The sequence below is a fragment of the Salinivibrio sp. SS3 genome (assembly GCF_001722105.1).
Lineage (GTDB): Bacteria > Pseudomonadota > Gammaproteobacteria > Enterobacterales > Vibrionaceae > Salinivibrio > Salinivibrio kushneri.
Map to the genome: position 1 here is coordinate 117,247 of NZ_MEBQ01000003.1, position 18,518 is coordinate 135,764.

16 protein-coding genes are annotated in these 18,518 nt (G+C 51.4%); 13 read left to right on the top strand and 3 right to left on the bottom strand.

Going from position 1 to position 18,518, the window contains the following annotated elements; all coding sequences use genetic code 11:
• Positions 1-32 precede the first annotated feature (32 nt).
• From BGL48_RS01060 to BGL48_RS01070, 3 genes are read left to right on the top strand one after another with little or no spacing between them, the layout of a single operon-like run.
• Positions 33-980, top strand: a complete 948-nt coding sequence (locus BGL48_RS01060) for an ABC transporter permease (protein ID WP_069360914.1) — start codon at positions 33-35, stop codon at positions 978-980.
• Positions 973-1,920 carry an iron chelate uptake ABC transporter family permease subunit gene (locus BGL48_RS01065; RefSeq protein WP_069360915.1) on the top strand — a complete coding sequence of 316 codons (948 nt, stop codon included), beginning with the start codon at positions 973-975 and terminating at the stop codon, positions 1,918-1,920. Before BGL48_RS01060 ends, BGL48_RS01065 begins: the two co-directional genes overlap by 8 nt.
• A 4-nt stretch (positions 1,921-1,924) precedes the next feature.
• A complete protein-coding gene (locus BGL48_RS01070) occupies positions 1,925-2,722 on the top strand; it encodes an ABC transporter ATP-binding protein (RefSeq protein ID WP_069360916.1) in 798 nt (265 codons plus the stop codon).
• A gap of 84 nt (positions 2,723-2,806) precedes the next feature.
• On the opposite strand, the gene yddG is transcribed toward BGL48_RS01070, so the two are convergent.
• Complete coding sequence (gene yddG / locus BGL48_RS01075) at positions 2,807-3,721, bottom strand: aromatic amino acid DMT transporter YddG (RefSeq protein WP_069360917.1); 915 nt, start codon at positions 3,719-3,721, stop codon at positions 2,807-2,809.
• Between the two features lie 155 nt (positions 3,722-3,876).
• Positions 3,877-7,623, bottom strand: a complete 3,747-nt coding sequence (locus BGL48_RS01080; protein WP_069360918.1) for an EAL domain-containing protein — start codon at positions 7,621-7,623, stop codon at positions 3,877-3,879.
• 331 nt (positions 7,624-7,954) lie between these two features.
• Here BGL48_RS01080 and BGL48_RS01085 point away from each other — a divergent pair, with 331 nt between their 5' ends.
• From BGL48_RS01085 to BGL48_RS01110, 6 genes are all read left to right on the top strand, one after another.
• Positions 7,955-9,538: a methyl-accepting chemotaxis protein gene (locus tag BGL48_RS01085; RefSeq protein ID WP_069360919.1), complete on the top strand. Its 1,584-nt coding sequence runs from the start codon at positions 7,955-7,957 to the stop codon at positions 9,536-9,538.
• Positions 9,539-9,554: 16 nt separating this feature from the next.
• Positions 9,555-10,301, top strand: a complete 747-nt coding sequence (locus BGL48_RS01090) for an SDR family oxidoreductase (RefSeq protein ID WP_069360920.1) — start codon at positions 9,555-9,557, stop codon at positions 10,299-10,301.
• A gap of 72 nt (positions 10,302-10,373) precedes the next feature.
• On the top strand, positions 10,374-10,961 hold the full coding sequence (locus BGL48_RS01095) for a DedA family protein (protein WP_069360921.1): 588 nt from the start codon (positions 10,374-10,376) through the stop codon (positions 10,959-10,961).
• Positions 10,958-12,070: a hypothetical protein gene (locus tag BGL48_RS01100; RefSeq protein WP_069360922.1), complete on the top strand. Its 1,113-nt coding sequence runs from the start codon at positions 10,958-10,960 to the stop codon at positions 12,068-12,070. The genes BGL48_RS01095 and BGL48_RS01100 overlap by 4 nt, the downstream gene beginning before the upstream one ends.
• A gap of 69 nt (positions 12,071-12,139) precedes the next feature.
• Complete coding sequence (locus BGL48_RS01105) at positions 12,140-12,688, top strand: hypothetical protein (RefSeq protein ID WP_069360923.1); 549 nt, start codon at positions 12,140-12,142, stop codon at positions 12,686-12,688.
• Complete coding sequence (locus BGL48_RS01110) at positions 12,676-13,455, top strand: NRDE family protein (RefSeq protein ID WP_069360924.1); 780 nt, start codon at positions 12,676-12,678, stop codon at positions 13,453-13,455. Before BGL48_RS01105 ends, BGL48_RS01110 begins: the two co-directional genes overlap by 13 nt.
• Here BGL48_RS01110 and BGL48_RS01115 read toward each other — a convergent pair.
• Complete coding sequence (locus BGL48_RS01115; protein WP_069360925.1) at positions 13,423-13,932, bottom strand: outer membrane beta-barrel protein; 510 nt, start codon at positions 13,930-13,932, stop codon at positions 13,423-13,425. The genes BGL48_RS01110 and BGL48_RS01115 overlap by 33 nt on opposite strands.
• A 223-nt stretch (positions 13,933-14,155) precedes the next feature.
• On the opposite strand from BGL48_RS01115, the gene BGL48_RS01120 reads away from it, so the two are divergent.
• The 4 genes from BGL48_RS01120 to BGL48_RS01135 all read left to right on the top strand — a co-directional run bounded on the left by BGL48_RS01120 (position 14,156) and on the right by BGL48_RS01135 (position 18,506).
• Positions 14,156-14,743 (top strand): nucleoside triphosphate pyrophosphohydrolase family protein, encoded by a 588-nt coding sequence (locus BGL48_RS01120; RefSeq protein WP_069360926.1) that lies wholly within the window; start codon positions 14,156-14,158, stop codon positions 14,741-14,743.
• A 314-nt stretch (positions 14,744-15,057) separates the two neighbouring features.
• A complete protein-coding gene (gene fabI / locus BGL48_RS01125) occupies positions 15,058-15,831 on the top strand; it encodes an enoyl-ACP reductase FabI (protein ID WP_069360927.1) in 774 nt (257 codons plus the stop codon).
• Positions 15,832-15,887: 56 nt separating this feature from the next.
• Positions 15,888-17,306 carry a bifunctional enoyl-CoA hydratase/phosphate acetyltransferase gene (locus BGL48_RS01130; protein ID WP_069360928.1) on the top strand — a complete coding sequence of 473 codons (1,419 nt, stop codon included), beginning with the start codon at positions 15,888-15,890 and terminating at the stop codon, positions 17,304-17,306.
• A 6-nt stretch (positions 17,307-17,312) separates the two neighbouring features.
• Positions 17,313-18,506: an acetate/propionate family kinase gene (locus BGL48_RS01135; protein WP_069360929.1), complete on the top strand. Its 1,194-nt coding sequence runs from the start codon at positions 17,313-17,315 to the stop codon at positions 18,504-18,506.
• Positions 18,507-18,518 lie beyond the last annotated feature (12 nt).

Genomic DNA, 18,518 nt, shown 5'->3' on the forward strand with positions numbered 1-18,518 from the left:
TTGTGGTTCTAGACCTCAACGGTAGTGATTCTGTGAAGTATCTTTCTATTCCTGTCCTTGTGGTGTTGGCGATCTTGTCGATATCCATTGGTGTGGCGCATGTGTCCCTCGCGAGCTTATGGGCGGGCGACCCAGAAGCGTGGACGATTTTTACCACCAGCCGTATTCCTCGTTTACTGGCTATTTGTCTGGCTGGTGCGGGCTTAAGTGTGGCTGGACTCATCATGCAGCAGATATGCCAAAACCGCTTTGCCGCGCCTGATACCACGGGCACCATTGATTGTGCGCTGCTGGGTTATGTACTGACGTTGGTTATGTTTGGGGGGGCCAGCCAATGGCTGGATCTGTCCGTTATTGTGGGAATGGCAATGGCCGGCACCTGGTTGTTCGTCCACTTTCTCCAACGTCTGAAGTTTAAGAATACCGTGCTGGTTCCCTTGATAGGGATCATGTACGGCAATGTGGTCTCTTCGCTGACCCAGTTTTTAGCTTATAAGTACGATCTGATTCAAACCTTGCAAGCGTGGACGGTCGCCAACTTTTCGTCGGTGCTGGCGGGAAATTACGAAGTGCTTTTTGTGGCTATTCCAGTATGTGGTATCGCCTATGCGTATGCCAGCCAATTCAGCGCCGCCAGTATTGGTGAAAGCTTTGCCAAAAACATCGGCCTTGATTATCAAAAGGTGGTGCTATTTGGTGTCATGGTGGTTGCGTTGTTGTCTTCCGCTGTGGTGATGATTGTCGGCGTTATCCCTTTCCTTGGCTTAATTGTGCCTAATGTTGTCTCGCTTTTTATGGGCGATAACATTAAACGTAACCTACCTTGGACAGCCTTTTGGGGCGTGGTGTTGGTGCTGAGCTGCGACATTCTGGGCCGCGTCATTATCTTCCCCTATGAAGTCCCGATCGCGATGATTATTTCTATCTTAGGCGGTGCGGTGTTTATCTATCTGGTGATGAGGGACAAAGCCAATGCGTGATGGTATCAAGCTCTCTCTTGTCGCAATGGGTGTGGTGCTCGTAGCCGGGTACTTTTTAGGGCATGGATTAACGGCGGATAATTACGCGTATTTTCTTTCGCGACGAACCCCTAAGGTCTTAGCTATTACGCTCGCTGCCGTGGCGATCTCGGCTTCTTCGCTGGTGTTTCAAACCATCACCAACAATCGGATTTTGACGCCTTCGATTCTGGGCTTCGATAGTTTATACGTCCTTTTGCAAACCGTTTTATTGGTGGTCTTCGGCTCAAGTAGCGTATTGCTGATCAATGCTTACGCGAACTTTACCGCCAGTGTGGTGCTAATGACGATCAGCGCGACTGTGTTGTTCACACTTTACTTTCGTCGCCATCGCGCCAACATCTACACCCTGCTGTTAATTGGTATCGTGCTAGGTAGCGTATTTGGCAGTATCAGTCAGTTTTTTACCTTATTGGTTGACCCGAGTGAGTTCGCTATATTGCAAGATGCCATGTTCGCCAGTTTCAATAATGCCAACCGTGAACTGGTCTATGTCAGTGTGCCGGTACTCGCTGCTTGTTTGCTGGTGCTCTATCGATTGAGCAATCAGCTTGATGTGTGCTTGTTGGGTGAAGATAACGCGACCAGCCTTGGCATCGATACACGTCGACTCACCTTAAAGGTAATGATGGTGATTGCGGTGATGATTGCCTTATCAACCGCTTTGGTCGGGCCGGTGCTCTTTTTTGGTTTGATTGTGGTGAGCCTTGCGCGGCAAATGTTTGTCAGTTATCAGCATCGGTTTTTAATTGTGGCCACGAGCGTGTTGGCCGCATTTTTGTTGTTAAGTGGCCAGTATGTTGTCGAGCAATGGTTTGGGTTTGAGACCACGGTGAGTGTGATCATTAACTTTGTCGGTGGGGCTTACTTTTTGTATCTCCTGACGAAAAACAAGTTTTAACATTATGATTGAATTAATTGGATTATCGAAAGCTTACGGCCAAACACAGGTGGTGAATCAAGCCAGTGCTCTGTTTCCCCTCGGTAAAGTGACCGCTATCATCGGCCCTAACGGGGCGGGGAAAAGTACGCTGCTGTCGATGGCGAGCCGGCTGACAGACAGTGATGCGGGTGAAGTCTTGATTGGCGATAAACCGCTCAGTGAATGGAGCAATGAGGCATTAGCAAAAAGGCTGGCCGTGTTGCGTCAAGCAAACAACGTCAATATGCGCTTCCGGGTGCGTGAACTGGTGGCGTTTGGACGCTTTCCCCATTCCAAAGGGCGGCTATCCGAACAAGACAATGCCATGATTGACGATGCGTTAGCGCAGCTGGGGCTAACAGAGTTGCAAGATCGCTTTATTGATCAGCTCAGTGGTGGCCAACGGCAAATGGCATTCATTGCCATGGTGGTCGCGCAAAACACTGACTATGTTTTCCTCGACGAGCCACTCAACAATCTCGATATTCGTCATTCTGTGGCGATCATGAAAACGGTACGAGAGTTGGCACATCGATATAACAAGGCCGTGGTGGTCGTGATGCACGATATTAATTTTAGTGCGTGTTATGCCGATAACATGATTGCGATGAAAGCGGGTGAGGTTGTTGCCAGTGGTCGAGTAAAAGACGTGGTGACTAAACCCATCATGGAGCAGATTTACGAGATTGATTTTGAAGTAGAGGAGATAAACGGGCAGCGCATTTGTCTGTATTATGGCGTCGCGACGCCGTCCCCGTCGATGGCCGCCATCGAGTCCTAACTTTCTCGGCGACTAGCCGCCACTCGAGGCTAGTCGCCTGTGTCATCTCGCCGCCACGCCTCATATAATGAGGGCGTTCAGGCGTCATTGAGCGCTCACTTGTTGACGTCTACTGGCGGCTTTTACGGGCTCACGCGTTAGCCACCAGCTGGCCAGTGAGCCAAATGTGACCATGGCCACGCCTTGCCAAAAGGTGAGCGTCAACGAAGTCGAAAGTAACACGGCCGACAATAAGGTCGATAAGATAGGAATGAAATAGGACAAGGTGGCCAAGACCATCAAATTGCCCTTGAGAATGCCAATATTCCAAAGCCCGTAACCGCCTCCCATGGCGAGTCCAGCGAGCAGCACATAGCCGCTGGTTTGCCATGATAGACTGATGGCGGGTGCGTCAGAGACGAGGTAGCCCACCCATAACGTCACCGCGGTGGCACAGAAAAACCAGGTTATCCCGTTCTTACCCTGTGCGCGCATCTTGGTGAGATTGCAGTATATCGCCCAAATAATCGCACCGCTAAACGCCAATATATAACTAACCGGATTTGATTGAATATTTGCTACGAGGTGAGACCAAGAGACGCCTTGTTTCCCTCCTACTGTCCACACCACACCCATAAAGGCGACCGCTAACGCAGGATAGAGCCAAAGGCTCACTTTCTGACGGGTCAAAATAACCGAAAACAAGACGGTTAAGCACGGCCAGAGGTAGTTGATCACCCCCATTTCGATTGCTTGGGTGCGGGTATTCGCCCAAGCCAGTGATAAGGCCAAGCACAGTTCATACACCACGAATAAAACGCCGCCGATAACTAAATATTGGCGTGGGAACTCCCGGAGGTTGGGTAGACCCACAACGCCAATCAAACAGAAGGCGGCTAGGGTATAAATCGCCGCTGCGCCACCGAGTGGCCCAAGCAGTTCGGTAACATGGCGAATAAAGGCGACATTGCTGCTCCAAAGCAGGATAGCGCCGCATCCGGCCAGCGTATATCGGTTCATGAGGGAGGCGTCCAAATAAAACCTCTAAATTGCCTTTTTTATTGGGCGAGTGCAACGGCGCATGCGATGACTTGTGTCACTGTACGCCCAATGTCGCAAGCAACCTGCATGGTAGGCGAGAAAGTAAAACGATAGTCGGTGATCGTCGAGCGCCGTCAGTGACTCGGCGGTGTGAGATTAGGTGTTGCAAGCAGTGTATCGAGTGGTGTTGGGTGGTCGATAAGAAACCCTTGCACGTAGTGGATGCCAATTTCTTGCACGCAGGCCAGTTTTTCTTCGTCGGAGACCCATTCCGCCACTGTTTTGTACCCCATAGTGTCACAGATGCTGACGATGGACTCCAGGATGACGCGATCGATTTTGTTTTCTCGGTCGGTGAGGTTAGCTACAAATTGACCGTCGACTTTGACCACATCCACATTGAACAGCTTTAAGTAATGAAATGAGCAGAGGCCGGCGCCAAAATCATCTAGCGCGACATGTGCGCCATATTGGCGTAGTTCGTCAATAAAGGAGACCGCTGTGTTTAAATGACTAATGAGGGCTGATTCAGTGATCTCGAAACACAATCGCTCGGCAGGGAAGACAGAGGCGCTCAATAGCTGTTTGAGTTGAGCCTGAAATTTAGGGTCACTGATTGAATTGGCTGAGAGGTTGATATTGAACCTGAGTCCTGACGCTGCCAACTCCACCGCGCGCGTATTGAGCACATAGTTCACTACCCAGCCATCGATATCACGAATGTAACCAAAGGCTTCCGCAGCAGGAATAAATTCCCCCGGATTCATAATATGGCCGTCGGTATCTATCATGCGTATTAACAGTTCGTACCAGTGTTCAACCACAGGCCCTTGTGCGGGGGCGACCTGTTGACCATAGAGCGCAAAGCGGTTTTCAGTCAGTGCCCGTGTAATTTTCCCCACCATTTGCATGTCACTGTGGCGTCCTTGTGCGGTTCCTGAGATATCGTTGTAATCCATTATCTGCCCGCGTCCCGACGACTTGGCCTCATACATCGCCACATCGGCGCGACTCATCAAATCCGAGAGCGTTAACGTCGCATCGTTCACATCCACTAACCCCACACTGGCACTGATGGCAAAAATGCGCTCGCCATAGGAGAAAGACAAGTGTTCAAGCTGTTTGATTAAGTCGGCGATCGTATGCTTCGCATCACGCATATTGCAGTGAGTGAGTAGCAACGCAAACTCATCGCCGCCCAAACGCGCCACCACATCATCACTGCGTATGTTATCGGCTAAGGCTTGTGATACCTGGCATAGGACTTCGTCACCGGCGTGATGGCCGACCGAGTCATTGATGATTTTGAAAAGGTCTAAATCGATAAAGGCTAGCACGGAAGGCGACTGACTCTCGCGGGACAAGTGATTTTCCATCAGGGTTTCAAAGGCGCGGCGATTGGGTAGCTGCGTGAGCGAATCATGATTGGCGTTGTAGTCTAACTGTGCCATCAGCGCATGCTCATCCGATACGTCTCGCAGCACAAACACATACCCGTGTTCACCGTTTTGGTTATTGTTCAGCGGAGACACAGCCACCGATACATACACACGCTTACCATTGGCTAGCACTAATTGGTAGGCATCTTGTATTTGCGTTTCAAAAAAGGTCTCTGTCTGTTGATTGCTAAAGCTAGAAAGCAGCACCTGTTGTTGGTTTTTATACAGCTCGAAAACGGTGTCTACAGGTTGGCCGAGTGGTAGCACGCTATCATTGGCAACAAGCCACTGCGCGGTGTTGTTGAGGTAGGCCAAGTTGCCCTGATCGTCGATGGTGATCACCGCATCGTTGATAGAGTTCATCACCACATCAAGCTGTTCACGCTCTTGGGCCAGTGCGTGGTTAAGCTCGTTGATTTCGGTATTGTCCCAATTGGCGCCGATCATCCGTACTGTGTTGCCATTATCATCTATCTGTAAGCTGGCGAGGGCACGGAGGTAGCGAATGCGTCCTTGGCTATCAATGATACGAAATTGGGTATCCAGGCGTTGATGATGCTTGAGGGCATGCTTAAGTGTTTGGTTGATGGTCTCTGCATCATCTGGATGAAGCCGTTGCTGCCAGCTGGCGAGTGTTTCACGGCCTTCGGCCTCGGGGACATCGTAGAGGCGGTACATTTGTGCGTCCCATTCTAGCCTGTCTTCGTTAACGTGATACTCCCAAATACCAATATTGGCGGCTTTTGTCGCGGCTTCTAGGCGGCGGCGTAAGGTGTCTGTTTGCCGGTTAGTCAGATACTGCTCCGTGATGTCAATCACGGTACTCAAGACGGTTTCGGCTTCTTCCCCCGTTTGCCGTGCCGACGATTGACGCAGATAGCGATAGGCGTTCGCATCATTTTTAAACCGGAAGACCTCCACCATCCGATCGGTGTGTTTGTCGACCAGCAGGCGCATAGATTGCTCCCAGGCGGCGCGATCGCCTGGATGTATGCGACTGACCCAGTCTTGGTAGGTGCGTATCTGTTTGGCATTGATACCGAGCAAAGGCGCTGACCACCCAGAAAACAAGAGTGCGCCCGTATCAACGTTGAGCTCAAAGACGGCAAGTTTGTTGATATCGAGGGCAAAACGCCAACGCTCAAGCCAACGTTTTTGTTCCCGCTGTGCTGCTTTGAGGGCGTTAATATCTTCGACTTGGCTGATTAAGTGAGTGACATGCCCAGCGTGTTTATCCCGCACCGCGGTGACGGAGAGGCGTCCCCATACTATCTCCCCATCCACGCGCACAAAGCGTTTTTCCAATCGCTTATTGTCAGAATGGCCCATGATCAGATCATTAAAATAATCCCTCAGCGACGATTGGTCTTGTTCTCGTGTGAACAAAGACACATGCGAGCCGAGTAGCACGTGGCGCTCACAGCCAAAAAACTGCGACAAACTGGCATTGGCATCCTGGATGATACCTCTGGGATCAAGTATCGCCATCCCAATCAATGAGTTATGCATGGCTTGTGTGAGCAGCGAGTGCTGCTCAATGTGGTGCCGCTGATGACGGCGATAGCTATATGCCAGCTGTGTCATCCCAACCCCGATCAACAAGGTCGCCGCTGCGGTGACTAGGCGCGACAAGGATACCTGGTGCTCGTTGTCGATATGGAAAGCAAAGACACCGATTGCAGAAAGGAGGTCAAAACTGACCACTGACAAGGCGATAGTGGCAAGACCTATTATCCTGCTTTGCAGTGTGGCGGCAATGAAAAACAAACCTGTCAGCGCGATAAACGGATAGGGAAAGGCGTAAAAAAGTAAGCTGATCAAGACAAAAAGCGCGAGACTGCCGCTGATCATGGTCGCTGGAGAGTAAACGGGTCGGTAGAGTTGGTCGAGAGCCTCCGTGTATAGCCGTTCTTTGAGTGCCAAGAGGAGCGGGAATAGGGCGACAAACCCAATAAATTCACTAAAAAACCAACGTACTAGATAGTAGTTGAATCCGTGATCATTGAAGGCGGATAAAATATAGCCCCCGAGGAGGGCACCGACAAGTGGGCTAACGACCGCTACGGGCATCAGTCCGCGGATAAATGGCCAAACACTTTGCAAAGGATTGCCATAACGTCGGCGCATAAACAGGAATAACGTGCAGCCCGTGAAGGCAGTCAATGTATTGATCAACGCCAGCTTGAGGCTCAGTGCATAGGGGAGCCCCATCAGATAATCCGCTGCGAATACGCCGACAAAAAAACCGAGTGTCGCAAGAGGTCGTGTGCGGTGAGGATAGTGGGCTAGCGAGAAAGCGCCTACAGCGGAGGCATACCAAATAACCGCAAACTCTTCGCTTTCAGGAATGACAGCTAAAGAAAAGCACACCAGCGAGAAGCTAGTTGTCATCAATACCAAAAAGGCGTGAATCGCCTGACGCACTCGTTGACCGCGGAGCATGGCTCTCCCATTACTTACAATGACCTAGCCGTAGCTTAGCGCATTTTTCCTAAGAATTAACGACGTTTATTGCGTTTCCGCTATTTGTGCCGGTGCTGATTTATGCCGCGCCTTATTAAGTAGTAGCTGGGGCCTAGAATGGTTTGGTTACAAGCGTGTTAGATCTAGTGCTTTAGTCGAAATTTGATCACTTTCACCGCGATTAGGCATGAAGCATGGCATCAATAAATAAAGCGTGGCCGTTCTGTGTGTCGTGATACGACCGCATGCCATGACGTTGGATAAAATGGGTTCAGTGAGGAACAAAGGTGGTTCGATGACAGGGAATGCAATGAATAAACAATCATGGTTTTGGGTTGCCACAGGCACCACGTTGGCACTGTTAGTGTTGGTGAGTGGGCGCTTTTTTTCCGAGCAGTTTTATGGCGTGGCGGGGCTACTCGCTTGTCAAGCGCTCGTGGCCGTGTTGGCGATGAAGGCGTATTCGTCGGCACCCAAGGTGGTACCGGGGCAAGATACCGAGGAAGAAACGCAAACGCTGCCGATGAAAACGGTCGGACGGCTGGCAACGCGCGCCACTATGAACGCCATGAATGCGGCGGAAGTCTCGCATCGCTCAGATATATTGAAAACGCGACTAACCGACCAATTTTCTGCGGTGGTGGAAGTGACCGAGACGGCACAGCATATCGAACAGACGTTGGCTGATACCTGCCAAGCGCAGGCAGCGTCTGTTGAGCAAGTGACGCGCATGCGAGATCTGAGCTTGGAAGGTGCCGATAAGCTCACGGACTCCATCGCGGAAATGCGTGATATTAACCAAAAAACGGCTGAAACAGTGGCACGTATTAAAGCGCTAGACGCTAACGTCAATAAAGTGAGTGATGTCGCACAAGTCATTGATGCGATTGCAGAGCAAACGAACCTATTGGCGTTGAATGCCGCCATTGAAGCAGCACGAGCGGGAGAGCAAGGGCGTGGCTTTGCGGTGGTCGCCGACGAAGTGCGTCAGCTTGCTCAGCGTACGTCACAAAGCACCAGTGAAGTCGCGGAAATCATAAAACAGATCATGACAGAGTCGAGTAATGTGATGACCCATATTCAAACGCTGTCATCGGATGTCGAGTCAGGGACGTTGAATGTTGAAAGAGTGGGAGAGATTTTAACCGACCTCTCGTCCAGAGCCGATCAGGTTGAAGCCGCCGTGAGACAAATGGCGGATGGATCGTCACAAAACAGTGCAAGCCTCGAGCAAATTGCTTCAGCATTGACCCAAGTGCGGACTGGATTGAAAGACAGTGATAACCAGGTGATTGCGCTGAGCCAAGAAGCGGAAGGCTTGATGGAAACCACCGAAAAAACCAATGCCGTTTTTGCCGAGCTGTCTGAGGCGAGTCCGCATCAACGCTTTTTCAAAGCGGCCAGTTTATGTCGCGATCGCATAGAGGTGGCGTTTGCACAAGCCATTGAGCAGGGTGAGATCAGTAAAAGTGATTTGTTTGATCGTCACTACCAGCCGATCGCGAATACCGATCCTAAAAAATATACCACCCGATTTGATAGCTTGTGTGATCGGATCTTACCGCCTATTCAAGAGCCAATTCTTGAGACTGATGAGAATATTGTTTATGTGATTGCCAATGACAACCATGGCTACGTCCCCACGCATAATCAGCGCTTTTGCCAGCCTCTCACCGGCGATTATGCGCAAGATATCACCGGAAACCGGACTAAACGCTTATTTGATGACCGAACAGGTAGGCGTTGCGGTCAACATACTGATACCATGTTGCTGCAGACCTACAAGCGCGATACCGGTGAGGTAATGCATGATCTCTCTGTCCCTCTTTTCGTTGCAGGTCAACATTGGGGCGCAGTGAGAATGGGGTATTATCCACCGGTATCGGCGGATTAAGCGAAAAGGAGTAGCAATGAATCCAGTTGCGATTGTAACCGGGGCAAGTGGCGGCATTGGTCGTGAGACGGCAAAACTATTGGCACAGCGTGGCTATGCCATTTGCATCAATTATCTGAGCAACAGTGAATCTGCTTTTGCGCTTGTTGATGAACTTCAAGCGATTGGTGTCAATGCCATTGCGGTTCAGGCGGATGTGTCGAGCGAAGAGGGCGTGAAGCGCTTATTTAGCGAAGCAGACAACCGTTTGGGAAATATCACTGCACTGGTTAACAACGCGGGGATCATGTTGCCACAGTCGGCGGTGAGCAGTATGGATGCCGAGCGGATCAACGCGATGTTCCAAGCGAATGTCACCAGTGCTTTTTTGTGTTGCCGCGAAGCGGTACACCGCATGGCGCAGTCCCGCGGCGGGAACGGTGGCGCGATTGTCAACGTATCTTCCGCAGCGGTAAAAACCGGATCGCCCAATGAATATGTTGACTACGCAGCCACCAAAGCTGCCCTTGATACTTTGACCATGGGGCTCGCTAAAGAGGTGGGGCGTGAAGGTATTCGTGTGAATGCGGTACGGCCAGGACCCATCGATACGGATATGCATGCCGCAGGCGGTGAGCCGGATCGTGTCGCCCGCGTAGCGGATAACATTCCACTCGGGCGTGGTGGCTCTACCCTTGAAGTGGCCGAAATGATTGCTTGGTTATTATCTGATAATGCCTCGTACTCGACAGGCAGCTTATTTGATGTGGCGGGGGGGATGTAACCGCGTTTTTTCATCAATTTGTAAGTAACTTGGGTTTTCCTCTGTCTATGATTAATAAGGAGGAGAAAGCCAATGGTTGAGAACATAATACCCAGTTTGGCGACCTTACCGTCACTGGGTTTATTTTTTGTGATTATATTTGCTTCGTATGTCTTTGAAGATGGTGCGATCGCGCTGGCCGCTTTTGTTGCTGTTCAAGCGGTATTAGCCTGGCCTATGGCGTTACTGGCTATCTTTATTGGTATTGCCAGTGGTGATATCGCGCTATTCTTACTGGGCCGGTACGCGCGACGCTACCGGCGTTTACGTGCCCGTCTGTTAATGCTAAAAGGCGTCCGTGACGCGCGCCACTTGTTGCGTCGGCATGCTTTTTTAAACCTGTTTCTTATACGCTTTATTCCCGGGCTTAGAACGGTCACCTACAGCCTCAGTGGGTTTCTTTTTATCCCGTTTCGTACGTTTTTATTGTCCGTGGGGATTGCCACCGCCTGTTGGACAGGCGTGATCTTTTGGGGGGCATTCACCATTGAGCACAGTGAATGGCTAGCAGAGAAACAGCTCACTGGGTGGGCCTTTGCTATTGCGGTTATCGCGTTGGTGCTGATGAATCGTTTTCTTCGTCGTCGCGCATTGTTAACCCCCGCAAAAGGATCGGTATGACAAAGCCCTCGATGATGCTCATCGGTCAAGCTGGCATGCCCAATTACCCTGTGTCACGGCCGTTGGGCTGGTTTGAGTTTCTGCCGGCGTGGTGTTTCTACACGCCCGTCGTGGTTCAATCAATCGGGCTTGGCCTCTACTATCGCAGTTTGACATTGCCATTGATTGCCAACCCAGGCATCTCCCTTTCTGGAATGGTGGGTGAGGCTAAATCAGAGGTGTTTGCTCAAGCGGGCGACACGGCGCAACGATACATCGCTGCCTATTGGCGATGGACGCGGCCCAATGCCATCACCCCCAGCATTAAAAAAACGCTACTTGCCGAACTTGCGAAGGCAGGTATCACTATGCCGCTGGTGGCTAAGCCGGACAAAGGCTGTCGAGGGGCTGGTGTTCAGCGCATTGATACGGAAAAAAAGCTCTTCGCCTATATCCGCACATTTCCACCCGACAGAGACATTATTTTCCAAGCATTGGCACCTTACGACGCGGAAGCGGGGGTTTTCTATATTCGCTATCCCGGCGAGGAAAGGGGGCAAATATTTTCCCTCGGGTTGAAATACTTGCCCGCTGTGATCGGTGATGGTAAGCGCACCTTAGCCGCGCTTATCCAACACCATGATGCCGCCTCTGTGCGTGGACATCTTTATCATCAGCGCCACCATCATCAGCTTGATGAGGTAATACCAGCTGGCGTACGTATTCCGCTAGCCTTCTCGGGTAGCCACTGCCGCGGTGCCATCTTTAAAGATGGGGCGGCTTGGGTGACGCCGGCGCTGACGGCAAAAATAGATACGATCGCCAAAGACATTAATGGCTTTTACTTCGGCCGCTTCGATATCAAGTTTCGCGATATCGCGTCGTTACAACAAGGGAAGGGGCTGTGTATTGTCGAGATCAACGGCGCGAGTAGTGAGCCGGCGCATATTTGGGACAGTGAGGGGGGCTATTTCCAAGCCATCAGAGCACTTCTGCACCAATATCGGCATTTGTACCATATTGGCGCACGCTTGCGATTGCGGGGGCACCAACCACCTTCTGTGTTTGCTTTGCTACGCGCCTGGTATCAAGAAAGGCGCTGGATGAAGCAATACCCAGGAACGGACTAAAACGGCATGACATCTGCTTGTATGAAGATGATGGCGCCAAATTGCCGCAACATGTACTAAGGTGAGGGTATGCATTCGAGTCTAACCAAAGCAGATAGTGCGATTATTCGTGGTAACCTGGATGTGGCTTATCAGGCACAGCAGCTACTGGCGAGTGTCACGAACGAAGCTTATAGCCGTATGCAGGCTGATGGGTTTACCAGCACCATTGGCCAACATATGCGTCATGCGCTTGATATGTATTGGGCCTTACACCAAGGAGAGGGCAGTGGCGTCATGGATGCAGATGAACGCCGGCGAGGTCATCGTGTAGAAACCGATAAATCCCTTGCCCAAGCTGAATGGCAAGCCATAGCCAGCTGGTTGCACACGCTGTCTAATCAACAACTCAAGCAGTCGATACACGTATCGACACAAGTCACCTTATATGCCTCCAACACAGTGACCACCCCCTCAACCATAATGCGTGAATTGATTGCAGTGGCCAGTCATGCCACTCACCATTTTGCTATGATGCGCACAGCAGCCCACGATCTGGGCGAAGTGTTGGATAAAGAGATTGGCATCGCCGCCGCGACAGCAAGTTATCAGCGAGAGCAACATCAATGTGCACGCTGACATGGTTGACCTCGGAGCAAGGGTTTGAGCTGTGTTTTAACCGTGATGAGACACGAGGTCGAAGCCGTGCAATATCGCCGAAAATTTATCAAATCGCGGGAACACGCGTACTCATGCCGATTGATCCTGATGGGATGGGAACCTGGATAGCGGCGAATGAGCATGGACTATTGGTCTGTTTGTTAAATGATTATCAAGGTCAGTCGTCTGTTGTGCCCAAGCGCAGTCGGGGTCAGCTGGTTAAATCCGTGGCCCGAGCACGTGACTTAACCCAAGTTGGGCACATCGTCTCCGCGCATACAATGACGGATTTCTCACCGTTTAACTTGCTGGTGTTTCGTCCCGCTTCGCCTATTGGAACGCCACCTAGGTGCCCGGCCCCAAAGGCGTGGCACTGGGATGGGCAAACCTTACAGCGTATTGAGTGTGTGCCACCTGTCGTGTCGTCTGCGGTGGTACCGGATGATGCGCGTCGAACCCGCTCAGCGCTATTGGCATCAAGCCTGCACGCGAGTCCTTCCGTGCACGGCTTAATCCAGTATCATCGTAGTCACGAACCCGTATTAGGTAGCTTATCTGTTTGTATGCACCGAGACGACGCGAGCACGGTGAGCTTCACCCATATTCGCGTCAGCTCGGCGACGACCAGCATGTACTATTACGATGGTGCACCGTGTCGGGTTAGTAGGCCATTGGTCACGCACTTACCGCTGGTGACCGATAACATTACGCCGTTAAAAGCCAACACTGGTTCCGACACTGACTGAACTGGTTTCTGCGTCGCCTCTATCAGCATAGGTTAATTCAAACGCCATTTTAGGGCCAACGGTGGGCTGTAATTCAAATCCCACAGTGCCTGTGGCGCCCCAGCCAATATCTTTGTCTGTGCCGAACTCAGTTTGATAGTAGTTGCCGCCACCGCGTAGGTAGATATTGCCCATTGACATGGGAAAGTTAACTTGTAATCCAACCGGAATATAGGATGAAGTCAGCTTGGTTTCGGTGCCATTCTCATTGTCAAAGTCAGCGCTGGTTTCGCCATATCCGGTATATAAGCTCGTATAATCTGTCACGCGTAAGGTGCCATTGACTTCCCAAGTGTGACCTGTCTCCGTTTGAGAGCCGTATTTGACGTCGGTGACACTTGCGCTAGCACCGATACTGAGCGGGGAGGTTTGCGCTTGTGCGGTTGTGGCCAGCAACATGCCAGCACACAGTGTGGCGAGCGATAAATGTTTGGTCATAGTAACTATCCTTTTTGACCGAGCGTGCAATTGACATCATAGGTTCAGTATAAGAAGTTAGCGGCGCGCGTACACCAAGCTTGAGCGATATTTGTGCTTTAAAGCTGTCTGGTGACAAAGAATCATCAGGATCGATTTTAAGTCTTGATGAGCAGTGCTATTGTATTGTCCCTTGTCTTTCAGCATGAATGCATGCGTGTTTGTTTCTCAAAGGGCCCTATAAATGAAATTTGCTGTTCTCAATCAAGCGATCTACGACCACCTTTACCGTGATATTGAAGCCTTTCGCACCACCTTTGATCTGCCCTGCAATGATCCAGATTCTCTCGATGACAAGGCCGATGATTTGCACACGGCGTTGGCGGTAGAAGAGATGACAGAGCTTGCGGAAGCCGACTCGCTGGTTGAGCAAGTGGACGCTATTGTTGATAGTGTCTACGTGCTGATGGGGCGCGCTGTTCAAATGGGGTCGCGTGGATACCGGGAACAACTCGAAGTGAGCTACATGATTGATATCTTGCTTCAAATCGCCTCGCGCCTAGGTGTTGATTTTGTGACCTGTTGGGATGAGGTGCACAGCAGCAATATGAGTAAAGTCTGTCGCAATCAACAAGAGTTTGCCGATACCCAAGCGTTTTACGCGCAAAAAGGGATAGACGTCGTTGCCAGCCCCAAAGAGGATGGCATCATCGCTAAATGTGCCGCCGATGTCAGTGTGGACGGCAAGCTTATCCGTGAAGGCAAGGTGATGAAATCGGTCTACTACCGTCCCGCTGACCTTGCCAAGTGTGTGATGGCCGAGTTGGCGTAGTCCTACGCTTCTCGCTTGCGTAAAACGCCACCGCTGATCGCGGTGGCGTTTTTGGTTGTGAGAAGAGAATACCGATTAGAGTGAAAGCTCTTATCGCCGTGGTCCAAGGCGCGGCTGTCATAAAAAATTGTCAAAATTGTCTTTTTATCTAGCACGTCACTCGGCCTTTTTTCTTCTATACTTTTGCACCTAACGCTGATTTAAGTCTACGTTGAGGGTTTGCGGTTGATTTAAAGTGGATGATGTCTGTTTTAGTGTAATCACTCAGGTTTCTGAGCGATGAACGCGTCGTTATCCAATGTAGGGAGAATATTGTGGAACATCCTTTTTCACTTGCAGGTAAAGTCGGCATTGTCGCCGGACTGGCCAATGAAAACAGCATTGCGTTTGGGTGTGCTCAAGCGCTGAGCCAAGCGGGTGCCGATGTGCTGGTCACTTATGGCACACCCAAGGCAGAGCGATTTGTGACCCCGCTCAAAGCGGCCATGGGCGATCCAGAACTGATGCTGTGTGATGTGCAGGACGATCAACAACTCGATGCACTATTTGCGCGTGCCAAGGAAAAATGGGGACGGGTTGATTTTGTTGTGCATTCAATTGCTTTTGCGCCTTTGGATGATTTACACGGTCGCGTGGTCGATTGCTCGCGAGAGGGGTTCTCGCTAGCGATGGATATTTCTTGTCACTCATTTATCCGTATGGCGAAACAGGCGGAGCCACTGATGTCTGATGGCGGCACGCTGTTTAACATGTCCTATTATGGGGCGGAGAAAGCCGTCGATAATTACAACCTTATGGGGCCTGTCAAAGCGGCGCTTGAGTCAACCACCCGCTACTTGGCAGCAGAATTAGGCCCAAAAGGGATCCGGGTGCATGCTATTTCCCCCGGCCCGATCAGAACCCGTGCTGCGTCGGGGTTAAAAGAATTTGAAGCCTTGGCCGTGGATGGTGAGACGCGCTCGCCCCTTCGGCGATTGGCAACCGTACAAGATGTTGGTCATGCCGTGGTGTACCTTAGCGCCGATGCCGGCCGTGTGTTGACGGGGCTAACCCATTACGTTGATGCTGGTCATCACCTTAGGTTTTAAGCGCAACGAGGCTAACACACACTTTTTTGACTTGATCGATTATTGAGGAGCCCACCATGTCAGGGACGAATAACGAGGAAGTCATCGAGAATAAGACGTACGATGAGATTTCATTAGGCGATGAGGCGTTTCTAGAAAAGCGCCTCACCATGGAGGACATTAAGCTTTTTGCAATCATGTCGGGGGATGTTAACCCCGCTCATGTGGATGATGATTTTGCTAAGAGCAGTCGCTTTCAAGAAGTGATTGCCCATGGTATGTGGGGTGGGGCACTGATTTCTACCGTACTCGGCACAAAACTACCCGGCCCCGGCACTGTCTACCTTGGACAAACACTGGCGTTCAAAGCCCCTGTCATGCTCGGCGATGTGCTGCGCGTTGCCGTTCGTGTCGATAAAATGGACGAAAAACATCACCACATTGTGTTTGCCTGTCGCTGTGAAAACCAACGCGGTGATACCGTGATTGAAGGGGAAGCGCGCGTCCTCGCCCCCACCAAAAAAGTCCGGCGTCAACGCACCGTTTTACCTGAAGTTCGTTTATCTGAGCGCGGGCAATTGCATGCGATTTTAACCGCGGCCGATCACCCTGATCCTATGCACACCGCGGTGGTGCACCCAGTCGATGATAGCTCGATCCGCGGCGCGGTCGCATCGGCGAAACAGCAGCTCATTATTCCTACCCTCGTCGGACCTCGCGACAAAATAATGGCGGCGGCGGACAAAGCCGAGCTGGATATTCGTGACTTTGACATTGTCGATGCACCTCATAGTCATGCGGCGGCAGAAAAAGCGGTGGCCATGGCGCGTGCGGGGGAGAGTGAGGCGCTAATGAAGGGCGCGCTGCATACCGACGAATTGTTACACGAAGTGGTCAAACGAGAAGGTGGGTTGAGAACTGAGCACTGCCTCAGTCATGTGATGGCCTTTGATGTGCCGACCTACCCGCGCCCGCTATTTATTACTGATGCCGCCATTAATATCTATCCAGGATTGGCTCAAAAGCGCGATATTATTCAAAATGCCATCGAACTGGCTCATGCGATTGGCAATAGTCATCCACGGGTGGCGATATTGTCGGCCGTGGAGACCATTAACCCGAAATTGAATGCGACCCTCGATGCCGCGGCACTGTGTAAAATGGCGGAACGTGGTCAAATAACGGGCGGTATCTTAGACGGACCGCTTGCGTTTGACAGTGCTGTTTCCGAGGACTCTCGCGTAACTAAAGGGATTGACTCCCCGGTTGCAGGGTGTGCGGATATTCTGGTGGCGCCCGATCTTGAGGCCGCCAATATGTTGATGAAACAATTGAGCTATCTTGCCGATGCCACCGGCGCGGGTGTGGTGGTGGGGGCGCGTGTGCCCATTATGCTCACCAGCCGTGCCGATGATGCACTAACCCGTATTGCGTCGAGCGCGCTGGCGTTGTTGCTTGCGGAGCATCAACGAAAAGCACTGAATAAGTATAAGTAGGCGACGATGGCGAACATACTGGTCATTAACAGTGGCTCGTCGAGCTTAAAGTTTGCATTGTTTGATACCGAGGGCCCCGTGGATTCGGGGTCTGGCTCATCGGTTCATGTCCTAGTCAAAGGGCAGTTCTCAGGGCTCGGAACCGATCGCTACGATGTATCAATGACCCGCCATAAGCCGGGGATCAGTACGGTCTCCCCGGGCTCTGCGCCGGACCATCATGCTGCTGTCGCGTCGTTACTCGTCTGGTTAGAGCGCCAAGGGCTGTTGGACGATATTGTCGCCGTCGGTCACCGTGTGGTTCACGGGGGGAGGCATTTTCAGCAATCAACGCCTCTTGATGCGCGCAGCGTCAAGCTTTTGGAGGCATTAACCTCGCTAGCACCGCTTCATCAGCCTTATAGCCTTGCTCCGATTAAAGCATTGCAAACGCGATTACCCGATATGCGCCAGATTGCCTGTTTCGATACCGCCTTTCATGCCAAGCAGCCAAAGGAAGCGCGTCAATTTGCGCTTCCTTATCCAATGTATGACAGAGGCTTTCAACGGTATGGCTTTCATGGCTTGTCCTATGACTTCATCTCGCGCTGCTTACCCGAGGTGATCCCTGATTTTGATCGCGACGCTAAAGTGATTGTTGCACATCTTGGTAATGGTGCGAGTTTGTGTGCTATCCAATCACGGCAAAGTGTGGCTTCCACCATGGGCTTTACGGCGCTGGAAGGCTTACCCATGGGCACGCGAAGTGGCGCCATTGATGCGGGATTGGTGCTGCACCTGATCACCGAAGAAGGAATGACACCCGACGACGTCAGCACACTTTTGTATAAAGAGTCGGGTCTATTAGGCTTATCGGGGATCAGCAGTGATATGCGCACTTTGTTATGCAGTGATAAACCCAGAGCCACACAGGCGATAGCGCACTATTGTTATCGAATTGCGCGAGAAATCGGTAGCCTGTGTGCGGCAATGGGCGGTGTCGATCATCTGGTGTTCACTGCTGGGATTGGCGAGCATGCTGCACCTGTGCGCGAGCGCGTGGTGTCACAGTGTGATTGGCTAGGCATGCGCTTGGATGCGTCGGCCAATCAAGCCAATCAAGCCTGTATATCCGCATCGGATAGTCAGATCGGTGTGTGGGTGATCCCCACTGATGAAGAGCGTGTTATTGCCGCTGATTGCGCCGCGATGCTGCGATGATTATCGTTTCTT

Excerpts from the sequence above, each read along its gene's own strand:
- BGL48_RS01070 (WP_069360916.1), top strand. The coding sequence starts at position 1,925 with ATGATTGAATTAATTGGATTATCGAAAGCTTACGGCCAAACACAGGTG.
- BGL48_RS01120 (WP_069360926.1), top strand. The coding sequence starts at position 14,156 with ATGAAATTTGCTGTTCTCAATCAAGCGATCTACGACCACCTTTACCGT.
- BGL48_RS01085 (WP_069360919.1), top strand. The coding sequence starts at position 7,955 with ATGAATAAACAATCATGGTTTTGGGTTGCCACAGGCACCACGTTGGCA.
- BGL48_RS01065 (WP_069360915.1), top strand. The coding sequence starts at position 973 with ATGCGTGATGGTATCAAGCTCTCTCTTGTCGCAATGGGTGTGGTGCTC.
- BGL48_RS01100 (WP_069360922.1), top strand. The coding sequence starts at position 10,958 with ATGACAAAGCCCTCGATGATGCTCATCGGTCAAGCTGGCATGCCCAAT.
- BGL48_RS01080 (WP_069360918.1), bottom strand. The coding sequence starts at position 7,623 with ATGCTCCGCGGTCAACGAGTGCGTCAGGCGATTCACGCCTTTTTGGTA.
- BGL48_RS01105 (WP_069360923.1), top strand. The coding sequence starts at position 12,140 with ATGCATTCGAGTCTAACCAAAGCAGATAGTGCGATTATTCGTGGTAAC.
- BGL48_RS01110 (WP_069360924.1), top strand. The coding sequence starts at position 12,676 with ATGTGCACGCTGACATGGTTGACCTCGGAGCAAGGGTTTGAGCTGTGT.
- BGL48_RS01090 (WP_069360920.1), top strand. The coding sequence starts at position 9,555 with ATGAATCCAGTTGCGATTGTAACCGGGGCAAGTGGCGGCATTGGTCGT.
- BGL48_RS01115 (WP_069360925.1), bottom strand. The coding sequence starts at position 13,932 with ATGACCAAACATTTATCGCTCGCCACACTGTGTGCTGGCATGTTGCTG.
- BGL48_RS01135 (WP_069360929.1), top strand. The coding sequence starts at position 17,313 with ATGGCGAACATACTGGTCATTAACAGTGGCTCGTCGAGCTTAAAGTTT.
- BGL48_RS01130 (WP_069360928.1), top strand. The coding sequence starts at position 15,888 with ATGTCAGGGACGAATAACGAGGAAGTCATCGAGAATAAGACGTACGAT.
- yddG (WP_069360917.1), bottom strand. The coding sequence starts at position 3,721 with ATGAACCGATATACGCTGGCCGGATGCGGCGCTATCCTGCTTTGGAGC.
- BGL48_RS01095 (WP_069360921.1), top strand. The coding sequence starts at position 10,374 with ATGGTTGAGAACATAATACCCAGTTTGGCGACCTTACCGTCACTGGGT.